This window comes from Moorena bouillonii PNG (assembly GCF_001942495.1).
Classification (GTDB): domain Bacteria; phylum Cyanobacteriota; class Cyanobacteriia; order Cyanobacteriales; family Coleofasciculaceae; genus Moorena; species Moorena bouillonii.
Genome location: NZ_MKZS01000001.1, coordinates 907010 through 919691, shown reverse-complemented (window position 1 = coordinate 919691; position 12682 = coordinate 907010). Strand labels below are relative to the sequence as shown.

15 protein-coding genes and 1 pseudogene are annotated in these 12682 nt (G+C 42.6%); 4 read left to right on the top strand and 12 right to left on the bottom strand.

Annotated features, from left to right (window positions below; translation table 11 throughout):
• Positions 1-100 precede the first annotated feature (100 nt).
• The 12 genes from BJP37_RS03740 to BJP37_RS03700 form a co-directional block, all read right to left on the bottom strand.
• Positions 101-619, bottom strand: a complete 519-nt coding sequence (locus tag BJP37_RS03740; RefSeq protein ID WP_075905724.1) for an REP-associated tyrosine transposase — start codon at positions 617-619, stop codon at positions 101-103.
• A 229-nt stretch (positions 620-848) separates the two neighbouring features.
• The gene (locus BJP37_RS43225) at positions 849-980 is read right to left on the bottom strand and encodes a hypothetical protein (RefSeq protein WP_269086939.1); all 132 of its coding nucleotides are present in this window, start codon (positions 978-980) and stop codon (positions 849-851) included.
• Positions 981-1030: 50 nt separating this feature from the next.
• Positions 1031-1219, bottom strand: coding sequence for a hypothetical protein (locus tag BJP37_RS35555; RefSeq protein WP_143727457.1), 189 nt, complete (start codon positions 1217-1219; stop codon positions 1031-1033).
• Positions 1201-1362, bottom strand: a complete 162-nt coding sequence (locus BJP37_RS38370) for a hypothetical protein (protein ID WP_158069394.1) — start codon at positions 1360-1362, stop codon at positions 1201-1203. The genes BJP37_RS35555 and BJP37_RS38370 overlap by 19 nt, the downstream gene beginning before the upstream one ends.
• A gap of 144 nt (positions 1363-1506) precedes the next feature.
• Entirely contained in the window at positions 1507-3195 is a 1689-nt protein-coding gene (locus tag BJP37_RS03735) for a formylglycine-generating enzyme family protein (RefSeq protein ID WP_075896577.1), read from the bottom strand.
• Positions 3196-3200: 5 nt separating this feature from the next.
• Positions 3201-4253 (bottom strand): VWA containing CoxE family protein, encoded by a 1053-nt coding sequence (locus BJP37_RS03730; protein WP_075896575.1) that lies wholly within the window; start codon positions 4251-4253, stop codon positions 3201-3203.
• 462 nt (positions 4254-4715) lie between these two features.
• Positions 4716-5681 carry an AAA family ATPase gene (locus BJP37_RS03725; RefSeq protein ID WP_075896573.1) on the bottom strand — a complete coding sequence of 322 codons (966 nt, stop codon included), beginning with the start codon at positions 5679-5681 and terminating at the stop codon, positions 4716-4718.
• Positions 5682-5690: 9 nt separating this feature from the next.
• Positions 5691-6686: a hypothetical protein gene (locus BJP37_RS03720; protein ID WP_075896571.1), complete on the bottom strand. Its 996-nt coding sequence runs from the start codon at positions 6684-6686 to the stop codon at positions 5691-5693.
• A gap of 24 nt (positions 6687-6710) precedes the next feature.
• The gene (locus BJP37_RS03715) at positions 6711-7565 is read right to left on the bottom strand and encodes a trypsin-like peptidase domain-containing protein (protein ID WP_075896569.1); all 855 of its coding nucleotides are present in this window, start codon (positions 7563-7565) and stop codon (positions 6711-6713) included.
• Positions 7566-7581: 16 nt separating this feature from the next.
• Positions 7582-7923, bottom strand: coding sequence for a CU044_2847 family protein (locus tag BJP37_RS03710; RefSeq protein ID WP_075896567.1), 342 nt, complete (start codon positions 7921-7923; stop codon positions 7582-7584).
• Positions 7924-7969: 46 nt separating this feature from the next.
• Positions 7970-8446 carry a DUF4112 domain-containing protein gene (locus BJP37_RS03705; RefSeq protein ID WP_075896565.1) on the bottom strand — a complete coding sequence of 159 codons (477 nt, stop codon included), beginning with the start codon at positions 8444-8446 and terminating at the stop codon, positions 7970-7972.
• A 158-nt stretch (positions 8447-8604) separates the two neighbouring features.
• A complete protein-coding gene (locus tag BJP37_RS03700) occupies positions 8605-9561 on the bottom strand; it encodes a YihY/virulence factor BrkB family protein (RefSeq protein ID WP_075905722.1) in 957 nt (318 codons plus the stop codon).
• Between the two features lie 314 nt (positions 9562-9875).
• Here BJP37_RS03700 and BJP37_RS03695 point away from each other — a divergent pair, with 314 nt between their 5' ends.
• From BJP37_RS03695 to BJP37_RS03680, 4 genes and pseudogenes are all read left to right on the top strand, one after another.
• Entirely contained in the window at positions 9876-10412 is a 537-nt protein-coding gene (locus BJP37_RS03695; protein ID WP_075896563.1) for a hypothetical protein, read from the top strand.
• Positions 10413-10778: 366 nt separating this feature from the next.
• Entirely contained in the window at positions 10779-11756 is a 978-nt protein-coding gene (locus BJP37_RS03690) for a class II glutamine amidotransferase (RefSeq protein WP_075896561.1), read from the top strand.
• Positions 11757-12020: 264 nt separating this feature from the next.
• Positions 12021-12464: a DoxX family protein gene (locus BJP37_RS03685; RefSeq protein ID WP_075896559.1), complete on the top strand. Its 444-nt coding sequence runs from the start codon at positions 12021-12023 to the stop codon at positions 12462-12464.
• Positions 12465-12468: 4 nt separating this feature from the next.
• Positions 12469-12682, top strand: a pseudogene (locus BJP37_RS03680) (hypothetical protein); the annotation flags it as partial.

Genomic DNA, 12682 nt, shown 5'->3' with positions numbered 1-12682 from the left:
AGCCTGTTCCACCACACACACAGTTCTTGACACAGGCTTCCAGCCTGTTCCACCACACACACAGTTCTTGACACAGGCTTCCAGCCTGTTCCACCATAGATTATTTTACAGAAGACTTCTCTACACTATCCATTTGCCAGAAGAAAGGATATCTTTCAGCAATCTCAGATAAATTAGCTTTTACAGGATTTTCTCTGATATAGTTCCATGTCTCTAAAAATTCTCTTTCATCTCGCATAATGCGATCATATCGCTCGTCTTGCCAAACAATACCGATATGATTCATTACTTTAGCAACTTGTTTAGAACTATAGCTTTTAATGCTGTGGATAATACTACCTAAGGTCCAATATTTCTGATCTGATTTTGGTAAAGGCTGCATTAACCAATGCACATGATCTGGCATAATTACAACAGCATAGGTTTTGTACCTTTGGTTATTGAAGAATAAACAGGAATCTAGAACTACCTGTCTGGCTTCTGGGGTCAACTCTAGCTTTTGCCAAGTACTAAAAGTCACAAAGTAAATTGCTCCTGCTAATTCCCAGTGAGGAAGATTTCTTTTGCTAATTTTAATATTTGGAGACTTTCTGAAACTGGTATAACTGGTATAATTCATTGAACGATAATCTTGCCAGTCATAATCATTAATATTCGGTTGAGACAGCCTGGAAGCCTTTGCCCCAGAGGATAGAGGGTTGGGGGTAGTCATTAGTTACATTTCTACAGAGTATGTTACTGCCAGCATCTTGCTAGTTATAATCATTAATGTTGCCTTAAGACAGCCTCGAAGCCTGTTCCCGCTGATTGGTGCTTCATAAGCTCGGTTGGGTTTGGTTAAGTTCTCTTCACATATCCATTGTCGAACTGGCATCTTGCCAGTGATATATGATTAATTGTGGAACTGGCATCTTGCCAGTGATTCTACAAGTGGAACTGGCATCTTGCCAGTGATATATGATTAATTGTGGAACTGGCATCTTGCCAGTGATATATGATTAATTGTGGAACTGGCATCTTGCCAGTGATTCTACAAGTGGAACTGGCATCTTACCAGTGATTCTACAAGTGGAACTGGCATCTTGCCAGTGATTCTACAAGTGGAACTGGCAAGATGCCAGTGATATATGATTAATTGTGGAACTGGCATCTTGCCAGTGGTTCTACAAGTGGAACTGGCATCTTGCCAGTGATATATGATTAATTGTGGAACTGGCATCTTGCCAGTAATATATGATTAATTGTGGAACTGGCATCTTGCCAGTAATATATGATTAACTGTGGAACTGGCATCTTGCCAGTGGAGCTAGTTGTAGAACTGGCATCTTGCCAGTGATATATGATTAACTGTGGAACTGGCATCTTGCCAGTGATATATTATTACTTACTTGATTGACATTGACACAGGCAGCCTATTCCGCAGCCACTGGCAAGATGCCAGTTCTACACAGAGAAGAGGGAAAAGGGAAAACAGGGCAAAGGGCAAAAGCGCAAAAGGCTAAAGGGTTACGGAGTCCACGCACACCCACACACCACACGAAAACCAAACTTGCTGCCGCTGCGCCTGAGGACCGGATCATAGAAGGGGCGAGACCCAGAACGGCAGAATCCAGGGTCGCTGCGCCAAGAACCGCCCCGCAACAGCCGGGATAGATTATCATTATCGTTATTATTTATAGACTCATCTTCCCAGGCACTGCCATCTGTCGGCGCACCTTTATAGTTTGAGTGCCAATGGTCTGCACACCACTCCCACACATTCCCATGCATATCGTAGAGTCCAAAGTCATTGGCTACCCCAAAACTCCCCACTGGGGTTGTTTCCTGAACATATTTGCCTTTATAACCAGAGCCATAAGTAGAGTTGCCATGATAGTTAGCTAGGTCCGTTGTAATTGTCTCGCCAAAATGAAACGGGGTGGTTGTTCCGGCTCTACAGGCATACTCCCACTCGGCTTCACTGGGCAAGCGATAAGGGCGTTTGGTATACTCAGACAGCCGCGCACAAAACTCCACCGCATCATACCAAGAGACTCCCTCAACAGGTCGGTCTTCCCCTTTAAAATAGGATGGATTGGGTTTAAGTTCTCTGTTGACTTGGGGTAGGGCGGCCACGGCTTGCCATTGGGCTTGGGTCACTGGGTATTTACCCATCAAGAAGAATTTAATGGTGACTTGATGCTGGGGACTTTCACTGTCACTATGCCCCTCTTCTGTTTCTGGGGAACCCATGATAAAGCTCCCTTCACGAATGCCAACCATCTCTAACTCAACTCCATTCCCTAAGTCTTCGATAAAACTATAAGCTTGTTGCTGATGACGGTTGATAATTAGTTCTGTTTTTCTTCTGAACCAGCCTGTTGGTTTCAACTCAATAGTTGCGACTTCAAACTCAAAAGGTTCTAGCTCAATCTCTGGGGATATCTCTGTCCCTGCTCCCAGCTCAATGGTTACCACCTCACATTCAAAGGTTTGCAGGGGTGGGAAACCTTCAAGCTGAGTGACATGATTAAGGCTAAGGTTTACCCCATGAACACCATAGGATTGACTAGCATCAGGGGGAATTTGACCCTTGAGCCAGATTCCGAGGGATTGAGCAAATTTCATTAAGGAGTCATATTGACTCAACTGGGGTCTAAATTCTTGAATTAGGCGCTGTAATCGGGCTAATTCTGCCTGTCCATTTTTTCCTCGGTTAACCAATCCTTGTAGGGCTGTGGCTATCTCTTCTTCTGCTTTAGTGCGATGTTGATCTAAATACACCATGGCTGCCCATTGTTGTGCCTGGAATTCTCCCTGTCGGCTAGGGGGATGGGTTCCCATTAAATAAGTCACGTAGTCCATCAGCAATTGGGCTACGGATTTGAGGCGATTTGTTCCAAATTTGTGCTGAAATTCTGGTGTTTCAAATTGTGCCAATAAATTAGACCGTACCGCCGGAGTCATGGCATATAATTCATAACCAACTGGACGGCACAACTCCGACAACAGTAAATCCGCTTCTGCTATCCAAGGCACTTCCTCGTTGAGTAAAAATTGCACTCGGATATAATTCACCAATTCCGGAGTCAAGACCAAGGGCAAAGCGCAATGACAAGCTAGATAGCGATAGTTGGGCTCAAACCTGGCCACAAACCGTTCAACTTGTTGCTTGGCTATTTCTTCGGTTAATTGGTCAGATGAGGAAGTTGTCATAGATATTATCGAATCTGTGCGATCGCTTGATTTAACCCATGAGGATCCAGAGGGTACATTGGTACTAAATGAGCGATAAATTGGGCAGTGCTTCCTTGCCAGCGTTCAGAGGGAACGGGATTCAACCAGGCAATTAACTTGGTATGCTGTTTAATGTGCCACAAAACTTCAGCGGTTGCTGAAAATCTTTCGGAACGGCGATCGCCACGAGCTGCTCCCCCATCGCTGACAATTAAAACACTGGTATCCCCATCAGACTCTGCCAAAATCGACTCAAACTTTACCTTTTCGGTTAGATAAGGGTCTTTATAAACATACTCTGCGGGAACGTTGTGGAAATAGCCCACCCGCACCCGTTCGATATTACTTTCGTCTTGGGCGGTTTCGACTAAATCTCGCGTAAAACGGTGAAAGGGAGTCATGGAGCCTTCCTGATCCAGCAACAAGAGCAAATCAGCGTGATTTTGCTCCCTTCGGCTGTATTTCGGCTTTAAAAAAAATCCCTGTTGGCAGACCTTGGCAATTGTCCCTTCCACATCCAGAACATCTTCTCTACCATCTGCCACCATCCGCCGCAAATAACGCCAGCTATAAACCATATACCTGCGAGAAATGGGATAATAAGCTTGGAAATCCCGGTCTTCTGTGTGTTCCAATACATTGATTGATGATTTGACCGGTAGTAAGGATAATTCAGGCACTGGAGTCGGAGAGTCTACCTTTGAGGGAACCTGTTCCCTAGGGGAGACAGGAGGGGAGTTATTAGGGGAGAATGATGATTCGGGTGATTCTGAGGGAATTTCCCTTGGTTTTGCCTCCTCTTGGCTCTCTTCTGCCCTAATGGAAGGAAAAACGACGTCTAAATGCTGTTGTTGGGCTAGGGAATGACACCAAAGCGATCGCAGCAGTTTTTTGAGAGCATTGGCATCCTGCACTCCCCAGCCGCCTTCAATAGCTTGTAAGGCAGCTAAATATTCATTAATTCCCAAAGCAAACCCATCCCGGCGCAACCGGTAAAACAGGCGAGTTAACAGAGGGTGGGGATTAACGTTACTCATACCAATTTCATAAGACAGTGTAACACGTAGAAGATCCCCCTAAATCCCCCTTAACAAGGGGGACTTTAAGTCGAGTTACCCCCTTTTTCAAGGGGGACTTTAAGTCGAGTTACCCCCTTTTTCAAGGGGGACTTTAAGTCGAGTTACCCCCTTTTTCAAGGGGGACTTTAAGTCGAGTTACCCCCTTTTTCAAGGGGGATTTTAACTCCAGTTCTCCTTAACAAGGGGGACTTTAACTCCAGTTCTCCTTAACAAGGGGGATTTTAACTCCAGTTCTCCTTAACAAGGGGGATTTTAACTCCAGTTCCCCTTAACCAGGGGGACTTTAACTCCAGTTCTCCTTAACAAGAGGGATTTTAACTCCAGTTCTCCTTAACAAGAGGGACTTTAAGTCCAGTTCCCCCCTTTTTCAAGGGGGGCTAGGGGGGATCTGATCTGTAGCCTCATTAAAGGAAATTGGTATCATGAACCTGCATAATTGGGATTTTGCCAATCTTGCCGCAATTTAAAGACTAAATCTCGATAGGGAATTGTATTGTCTTGCTGGAGTTTAGTCACAGCATAGGGTTCCGATTTAAAGTGATGTAAGGCAGCCAGCCAATCCAGAAACTCACTAGTCCCCGGACGTTTAAAAAGACTTTTATCCTGTCGTATCTTTAAAAATTTAGCGATCGCAGTCGTCACTAAATCAGATTTGGGCATTGCCATTGTCTCTGGTTTCTGTTTCTGTTGATAGTGAACCTTGACAATTTTCTCTAACTCTTCTGGTTGACTAGGGAAACGCACATAGTGATATAAACAGCGGCGTAAGAAGGGAGAGGGGAGACTGCCTTTTTCTTTATTACTGGTAATAATGATAATTGGTAGTTGCTCTTGATTAGCCTCTATCGTTTCTCCTGTTTCCCGAATAAAAAATTTCCAAGGTTTATCCAATATCGACAGTAAATCATTGGGGAAATCCACATCAGCCTTGTCAATTTCATCAATTAGCAACACTGCCGGATAGTCGTGGGATTGAAACGCTTTTCCCAGGGAACCTAGTTCACGGTAATCTTTTGGTTCTTGAGGATTTCTCGGTTGTCCAGTTTTCGGATTAATAGACGGGGTTAAGTCTTTGGTTTGGACATCATGCAAGCGCAAAATTGCATCGTATTCATATAATCCCTCTTGGACTTTCGTGGTTGAACGAATATCCCAGCGATAAAAGGGCAACCCTAACTCATAAGCCACTGCTACTGCTAATCGGGTTTTACCACATCCCGATTCTCCTTCAATTAACAGAGGTCTTTGGAGGAAAATTGCCAAATTCACGGCTTCAATTAATTCGCTGTCTGCAATATAGGGTTCTAATTCTGTGGGAGAATCTGGATGACATTGTTTAGGTCGATGTTTTGGATTGCCCTGGAAGATGTATTTAGGAGGATTCATAGGCTATAACTAAAGTTTATTAAATTTTTGTTTCAACATGTAACAGGTTTTTTCTGGATTTCCTTTAGAATAGTTGAAGATGTACTTTGACTCAAGCCAGCTTTTTTGAATAGAATAATCTTTATAAGTATCTTCAATCCATTCACGAATATCTTTCTGCGTCCATTCTCTTGGTAAAGACAATTTTAAAATTTTTTGCTTATTAAATTTTAATTTTGGGGAGAAATGAGGTAAGCATTGACATTTTTCTGACAAACAAGAATAACTAGTAGTCATGAAAAGGATAATTATAATCTTTGAATAAGTCTGAGATAGTTGAGACTGTTTTTTAGTCAGAGGAATCCAAAAATACTCCATAAACCAGCATAATAATGAATCTTGATTTTCCCCAAGAGCATCCCAATCATTCAATTCAAAAAAAACAAGACTCCCAACTTGCAAGCCATTCGTGATTTTATCAATAATATTGATAGCATCCTGTTGAGGATTATCAACTGTTTGAGTCTCCGAATTAGAGTTAGGTATAAAGTTTGCGATCGCCCTTAATAAACTTTGTTCATCTACAATATTATTGGCTATCACATTAATCGGGTAATGTCTCCAGTCATCACTTTCTTTGGTTAGATCGTCTCGAATGTCATAAACCAATAATTCTCCTTTAGTTTCCTTGATATTTTCAATTAAAAAAAAAGCCGAGCCTCCCTTACGAGTACTAGCAAATTTGTCGAGAATTTGATTAATTAGATTTCTCGGCTTTCTAAAATCAATCTTTGGTAGCTGTTTATCAAAAATATTACCTCTTTTATTGTTAGTTAATGATGATTGTTGATATGAACTAAGTTGAGTTTCAATTTCTTCAAGTTGATAAAAATATATATCACTTCTTCTTTTGAGATTCTGATATTCACTTGACGCAGGGTCAAGGAATCTCATTTGACTGGGTATATCACTAATTTTTTCTTCTAAATCTTTTTTTTCTTGTTCAAGAAAGTCTCTGCGATTCATTTTTTATTGTCAACTAGCAAATCCCTAAAAACCAGACAATTTATTTTCAATTTTCTCAAGCTTTTCAAAATATACCTCACTTCTTCTTTTGAGATTTTGATAGTCACTTGATGCAGGATCTAGGAATCTCATTTGATTGGGTATGTCATTAATTCTTTCTTCCAAATATTTTTTTTCTTGTTCGAGTAACTTTCTCTTCGCAGGTAACAAACCTGGCTTAACTTGCTTTTCTATTTCCTTAGTTCGGATAACAATTGACTCCAAATATACCCAAGCTTTCAATAAAATTTGTGTCGAAATCATAAACGCGACTTTTGCCTCTCGCTTGCGGTCTGCCGCAACTACCATCCCCACCACTCCCTGTAACTCTTCATCCCAAACCGGAGAACCACTAAATCCTGGTTCAATTCCGTATCCAGTTAGAGTTTCCAGTTGAAACCATTGTTTAGCATTTTGCTCCGATAATACCCCAGTTGCCCAAACTCCAAACGGAACTTTCTTAGGACAGCCAAATACTTTAAATGGATTATTTGCCAGATTTTCTGATAACAGCAGGCGAGTCGCGTTAGCAGACGCAGGAAGGTGATCAAGTTTCAAAACCGCAATATCTTCTATCGCTTCTTCAGAATCTTCTAAAGGAGATACAGGATGCCAGCAAACCACCCTCGCCGAAAATTTATCTTTGGAATTAAGTAAAGGAAAATCAACGTTTATTTCTCCCTCAGGGCAGCTCTGTGTGGTGCTATCAATTAACAATGCCTCTGCCACGACATGAGCACAGGTTAAGGCATAGTGTTCCGATACCAGAAAGCCAATACCAACTACTTGGTCTTGATTAAAGAGCCGAATAATTGACATTTTATGGACATTAAAATCCATTTATTTAATTTATCCTCTACTTGCTCTGATTCTTATTACTCCATTTTAAGGTAATTTCATAGCTCACTTCGCCACCCACAGAGGCAAAGACGGCTCCCGCATCCGCCGTCAATTTCAAACCAAATTTTACTTCCACTTCATCGGCAGGTTGGTTAAGGTCACGCAATTTGGTGATCACCGCAGAAGCAACCGGTTGGATTTGATCCAGGGCTTCTTCAAAGGTCTGCCGTGCCTTGAGGACTTGTTTTCCCGATCCCAGGGCGACTCGCTCAATACCACGGCTTTCTGGTTTTTCCACTTCTACCAAAAATGTAGTTCCATCCGCTAGGGAAAATTGCGCTAATTGTTTTTCTGCCATAGTTTGTGTCTTTTTACTTCCATTCAGCAACCCCAGACATTGTTGATCAGCTAGTAATTGTCCTGATCACCCAGGCTGCGATCGCAAGACTAATCCCCACAGCAACTACCAAAACTACAGCCAACCCTGACAACAGTAAGACCAGAAACAACCAATCGGATTTTTGTGGTGTTGATGATGATACATTTAGTTCTTTCTCTAACAACTCGACATTTTTGACATTTGCCTTCCACGCCGCATCCACCAAATCCCCTAAGACTGGTATAGAACCACTAACTGTCTCAAGAAGGATATTTAGCACCATCTCCACCAAGGTAGATCGAGACACTCCCAGTCGTGCTGCTTCTACGACAATGTATGATGAAATGATAGTTCCTACAAAATCACCCCCCCCTGGCAACAGACCGATGATGGGATCTAAACCAATCCGATAACCTGTTCCAGGGATAGGAATAGCATTGTCCAGTAGGTAGCTTACCCGACGTACACGCCTTAAGGTCGATGTTTTGCGATCATTCCTCATGGGCTTCTATAGGTTGAAGGTTGTTTGTCAGAATGTAGAATGAAGAATGTAGAATGTAGAAGGCAAAATCTAGAATGCAGAATGGTGAATGGTGAATTCTCAATTCTTCATTCTCAATTCTCAATTCTTAATTCTCAAAAGTGTTTCAGCTCATATGATTATTTTTTGGCCTTGGCTAATTTTCTTGGTCTAGGTCTCCGATGGGATGCTTGTATTGCTTCTCCTACTATCACATTCAACTGGTCCCCTAATAACAGTACCAGAGAAGTCATGTAAAGCCAAACCTGTAAGATAATCACAGCTGTTACAGTACCATAGACTTTGTTGTAATTGGTGAAATTGGCACCAACGTAGTGCCGAAACAACCCTGAAGCCACTGCCCAGGAAATGGCTGCTAAAACTGCTCCTGGCAATATCGGTGTCCCTAGCTGCCAACGGCTTGGTCCGTAGCGATAGATAAAGGCAAAGGATGCCGCCACCATACTCAAGGCTACGGGCCAGGTCAACATACTCCATAGTGTCAACAAGATTGAATATCCACTCGTATCAACGACTGTTTTTAGCACCCAGTGACTGATAAATACCAAAAAAGAGGCAATCACCAGCAGTATGATACTACCAATGGTTAAGCCCAGAGAAATCAACTTAGCTTTCCAAAAGGGTCGTTGTTGCTCTCGGGGAATGTTGTGGATGTGATCAAGGGCATTCATCGCTGCACTCAAGGCTCCAGAAGATACCCAAATTGCTACGATAAAACTCAGGGAAAATAGACTGCTATTGCTGCTGAGGTGAATCTGCTCGGTAAATTTCTCAATCGGCTCCAGTGCCTGAGCCGGACCCACTTCCTTCATCATTCTCAGAGCTTGATTCTGTGCCACTTCACTCAGCTCGGGAGGGTGGTGGTACCAGGTTAATTGTAAGGAATATTCAAACAAGCCAATAGCTGTCAGAATTGCCAAAATTGCTGGAAACAGAGCTAACATGGCGTTATATGCCATTTCAGCGGATAGACCCATTAAGCGACGTTCCATCGCACGGGTGAAAGTCTCCCTGAGGGTTACCAGATTCAGGTAACCAAAGAAACGGAAGAAAAGAAAAAAACGCTTAGATAGCATAGGTTCTGATTTCAACAGGGGCTTGCTATGAATTAATTTGCAAATTTTACCTATAGTTTGCCCATTACTAGTGTTCAGTAGTTCAATCGACACACTTTACTATTTTATTGACAGTTGACCGTTAACCCTCAGTAAGCATTCAGCTATCAGCTATCAGCTTTCTGCGTGTCGCGTATCAGCGTGTCGCGTATCAGCTTGTGGCCACACTACGGCAAAAGTTTATGCCCATAACGCACATGCTTACAACCCTCAACTCTCAACCGTGATTTAATTTGATTATATTTGAAGTGCTATAGCCGATGGAGTAGTTGTTGATGAGCAACAATGGGTCAGTTACCCAATGGTTAGCCCAAATCAAGGAACTTAAGCAGCAGCTGGCAGATAGCATTAAAGAGTGCCAAGCTGCGGATAAAAGTGCAGCTCATTGGCGTCAGTTATATAATACTGAAGCTCAGCAACGGCGTATAGAAAGCCAACTCGCTCAAGAGCAAATCGAAACTCTCAAGGCTCAACTCCAACAATTACAACAAGACGGATTTCAACTCAAATCAGATCAACTGGAGACGGTATCGAGTATTGAGCAGAATCTGGAACAACTGCAAACGGTTGAGGAATTAAGGGCAACCCTTAAGTCGGTCATGGCAGAACGCGATCGCTTAATTGATGCCTTAAAGACTGAGCAAGCCAACCATGCTCAAACCCGGGAAAACTTAACGGTTGTGATTAGTGATACTGTTGAGCAACTGGCTAAGGAAAGAAAGAGTAAACCGTCCCAGGTAGAGGAAGTTACCGTTACGGAGTCTTCCCCATCTCCCGATCTCCCTAGCTTCGACAATGAAGATAGTTGGTAAGTATATGCGCTACGCGCACGCTACTTGAGGTGCAGTCAGCGGTCAGCGGTCAGCTTCGTGGCACAGGCTTCCAGCCTGTGACTTCACTCAGATCAAAAAATGGTTACCTGTTTCATTCACAAACTGATAGCTGTTCGCGTAGCGTGCGCGTAGCGCTTAAGCTGTTCGCGTAGCGTGCGCGTAGCGCTTAAGCTGTTCGCGTAGCGTGCGCGTAGTGCTTAAGCTGATAGCTTACCTAGTCACTGTCCATGATAGGATTCATCACAATGGTGCGAGATATCAGTACAACATTGCTCACCACCAAGTGTCACCTATAAGATATACTTTACCTGAACTCTACAAATAATGACATCAAGGATAGTATCTATGTGCAGAGTACTGGGATATATTGGAGAACCTTTAGCAATTTCCAAGTTAATCCTCGAACCTGATAATTCTTTGGTTAATCAAAGTTACGATTCAGATTACCATCATATGGTACAGTTAGCAGGGTTTGGACTTGCTACTTGGAAAAAAGACACTCTCACCGCCAATTATCCTTTCATCTATAAAGGAACTAAACCACCTTTTTATGACAGAAATTTACAGTCTTTGTGTGAGAGTCATGAGACTAATTTACTTTTATCCCACATCCGAGCAGCATACTACACTTATGAAGCGGTTGTCCATGAGCATAATTGCCACCCGTTTATTTTTCCAGGATTCCGTTTAGCTTTAGCACACAATGGCTGGATATACGGGTTTCAAGAGATTCGCTTCCCTTTATTAAATAAGTGCAGACCAGAAATTATCCAGAATCTAGAGGGAAGTACCGATACTGAGGTAATCTATGCTCTAATTATGTCACAGGTCGATGATCCGACCAAGGATTTGTCTGTTGATGAAATTATAGATGCTATCAACAAGACAGTTAAAATTATTCTTGATGTTCAAACTGAGTACAATTGTGAAGGAATCAGTGTTATAAAATTGTTCCTGGCAGATAGTAATGATTTATTAGTTGCCAATCTCGGGATTGGCTATAACCGACAGCTAAATGTACCAGGTGACTGGCAAAAATTAACAAATGAAGAATTACAAGAGCTGAAAAGCGATAGTGAAAAAGATGCCTTGTACCTCCTCAAGAGTCCTGTTTGGTCATTGAAGGGCAAAAATTTTGGAGATTATGATGGTTTTAAGATGGAATCTGCAGCAGATGAAGATGTACGCTCTGTTATTATTTCTTCCGAACCACTGACTGAAGATTTTACTGGTTGGTCACAGGTTCCTTTTCAACATATTTGTTTTTTCGATAACAATAATGGTAATCCAAAAGTTGAGACGAAACCATTTCCCTTCAACTAATTTTTATCCAGTCGCTGATTTATAACTGGTAATCGAGCGAGTAGGTTGGTTGGGTCGAGGTGCGTTGGCCCAACTATCAATACTATTGCAGTTCTTAATTGCTGTGAGGTACTTTCTTTATGGGTTGCGCGGGAGTACGGAGTAGGGAGTAGGGAAGTCAGCAAATATGTTTACTGCTGGACTATACGGCAGTTGAACTATAACATCCTTGATTCCATTTCCTATAATAGAGCGTTATAGCGCTGATCAAAAAACCTGGAAATCATGAAAAAATACATTCCACTCCTAGGGCGGATATGCCTTTGTGCTATTTTTATTAAAGCTGGTATCGATAAACTATTTAACCCAACCTATACTCAACAATTGATGGAATCCAAAGGGGTTCCTGGTGTACTGATTATTCCCACCATCATTATACTTTTGGGGGGTGGATTATCCGTATTACTAGGCTATAAAGCTCGTTGGGGAGCATTAGCGCTAATTGGATTTTTAATTCCCACCACCTTGATTTTTCACACCGATTTCTCTAATCAAATGCAAGAAATTCAATTTCTGAAGAATCTAGGACTAATCGGTGGATTATTGATGGTAGCAAGCTTTGGTCCAGGACCAGTTAGCTTTGATAACCCCAGTCTCTGGGATCGAATCCAGTTCCCCTTGTCATTAAAGAATAGCTGGCGCAGAATCTCAGGTCGATCTCGGTTTTAGGGAGATGGGGAGATGGGGAGGTGTGGGAGATGGGGAGATGGGGAGATGGGGAGATGGGGAGGTGTGGGAGATGGGGAGATGGGGAGATGGGGAGATGGGGAGGTGTGGGAGATGGGGAGATGGGGAGATGGGGAGATGGGGAGGTGTGGGAGATGGGGAGATGGGGAGATGGGGAGATGGGGAGGTGTGGGAGATGGGGAGATGGGGAGATGGGGAGA

What these genes read in the sequence shown, in the direction of transcription:
- BJP37_RS38370 (WP_158069394.1), bottom strand. Translation starts at nt 1,362, where the DNA reads ATGCCAGTTCCACAGTTAATCATATATCACTGGCAAGATGCCAGTTCT.
- BJP37_RS03690 (WP_075896561.1), top strand. Translation starts at nt 10,779, where the DNA reads ATGTGCAGAGTACTGGGATATATTGGAGAACCTTTAGCAATTTCCAAG.
- BJP37_RS03710 (WP_075896567.1), bottom strand. Translation starts at nt 7,923, where the DNA reads ATGGCAGAAAAACAATTAGCGCAATTTTCCCTAGCGGATGGAACTACA.
- BJP37_RS35555 (WP_143727457.1), bottom strand. Translation starts at nt 1,219, where the DNA reads ATGCCAGTTCCACAATTAATCATATATCACTGGCAAGATGCCAGTTCC.
- BJP37_RS03740 (WP_075905724.1), bottom strand. Translation starts at nt 619, where the DNA reads ATGAATTATACCAGTTATACCAGTTTCAGAAAGTCTCCAAATATTAAA.
- BJP37_RS03695 (WP_075896563.1), top strand. Translation starts at nt 9,876, where the DNA reads ATGAGCAACAATGGGTCAGTTACCCAATGGTTAGCCCAAATCAAGGAA.
- BJP37_RS03705 (WP_075896565.1), bottom strand. Translation starts at nt 8,446, where the DNA reads ATGAGGAATGATCGCAAAACATCGACCTTAAGGCGTGTACGTCGGGTA.
- BJP37_RS03700 (WP_075905722.1), bottom strand. Translation starts at nt 9,561, where the DNA reads ATGCTATCTAAGCGTTTTTTTCTTTTCTTCCGTTTCTTTGGTTACCTG.
- BJP37_RS03715 (WP_075896569.1), bottom strand. Translation starts at nt 7,565, where the DNA reads ATGGATTTTAATGTCCATAAAATGTCAATTATTCGGCTCTTTAATCAA.
- BJP37_RS03735 (WP_075896577.1), bottom strand. Translation starts at nt 3,195, where the DNA reads ATGACAACTTCCTCATCTGACCAATTAACCGAAGAAATAGCCAAGCAA.
- BJP37_RS43225 (WP_269086939.1), bottom strand. Translation starts at nt 980, where the DNA reads ATGCCAGTTCCACAATTAATCATATATCACTGGCAAGATGCCAGTTCC.
- BJP37_RS03720 (WP_075896571.1), bottom strand. Translation starts at nt 6,686, where the DNA reads ATGAATCGCAGAGACTTTCTTGAACAAGAAAAAAAAGATTTAGAAGAA.
- BJP37_RS03685 (WP_075896559.1), top strand. Translation starts at nt 12,021, where the DNA reads ATGAAAAAATACATTCCACTCCTAGGGCGGATATGCCTTTGTGCTATT.
- BJP37_RS03725 (WP_075896573.1), bottom strand. Translation starts at nt 5,681, where the DNA reads ATGAATCCTCCTAAATACATCTTCCAGGGCAATCCAAAACATCGACCT.
- BJP37_RS03730 (WP_075896575.1), bottom strand. Translation starts at nt 4,253, where the DNA reads ATGAGTAACGTTAATCCCCACCCTCTGTTAACTCGCCTGTTTTACCGG.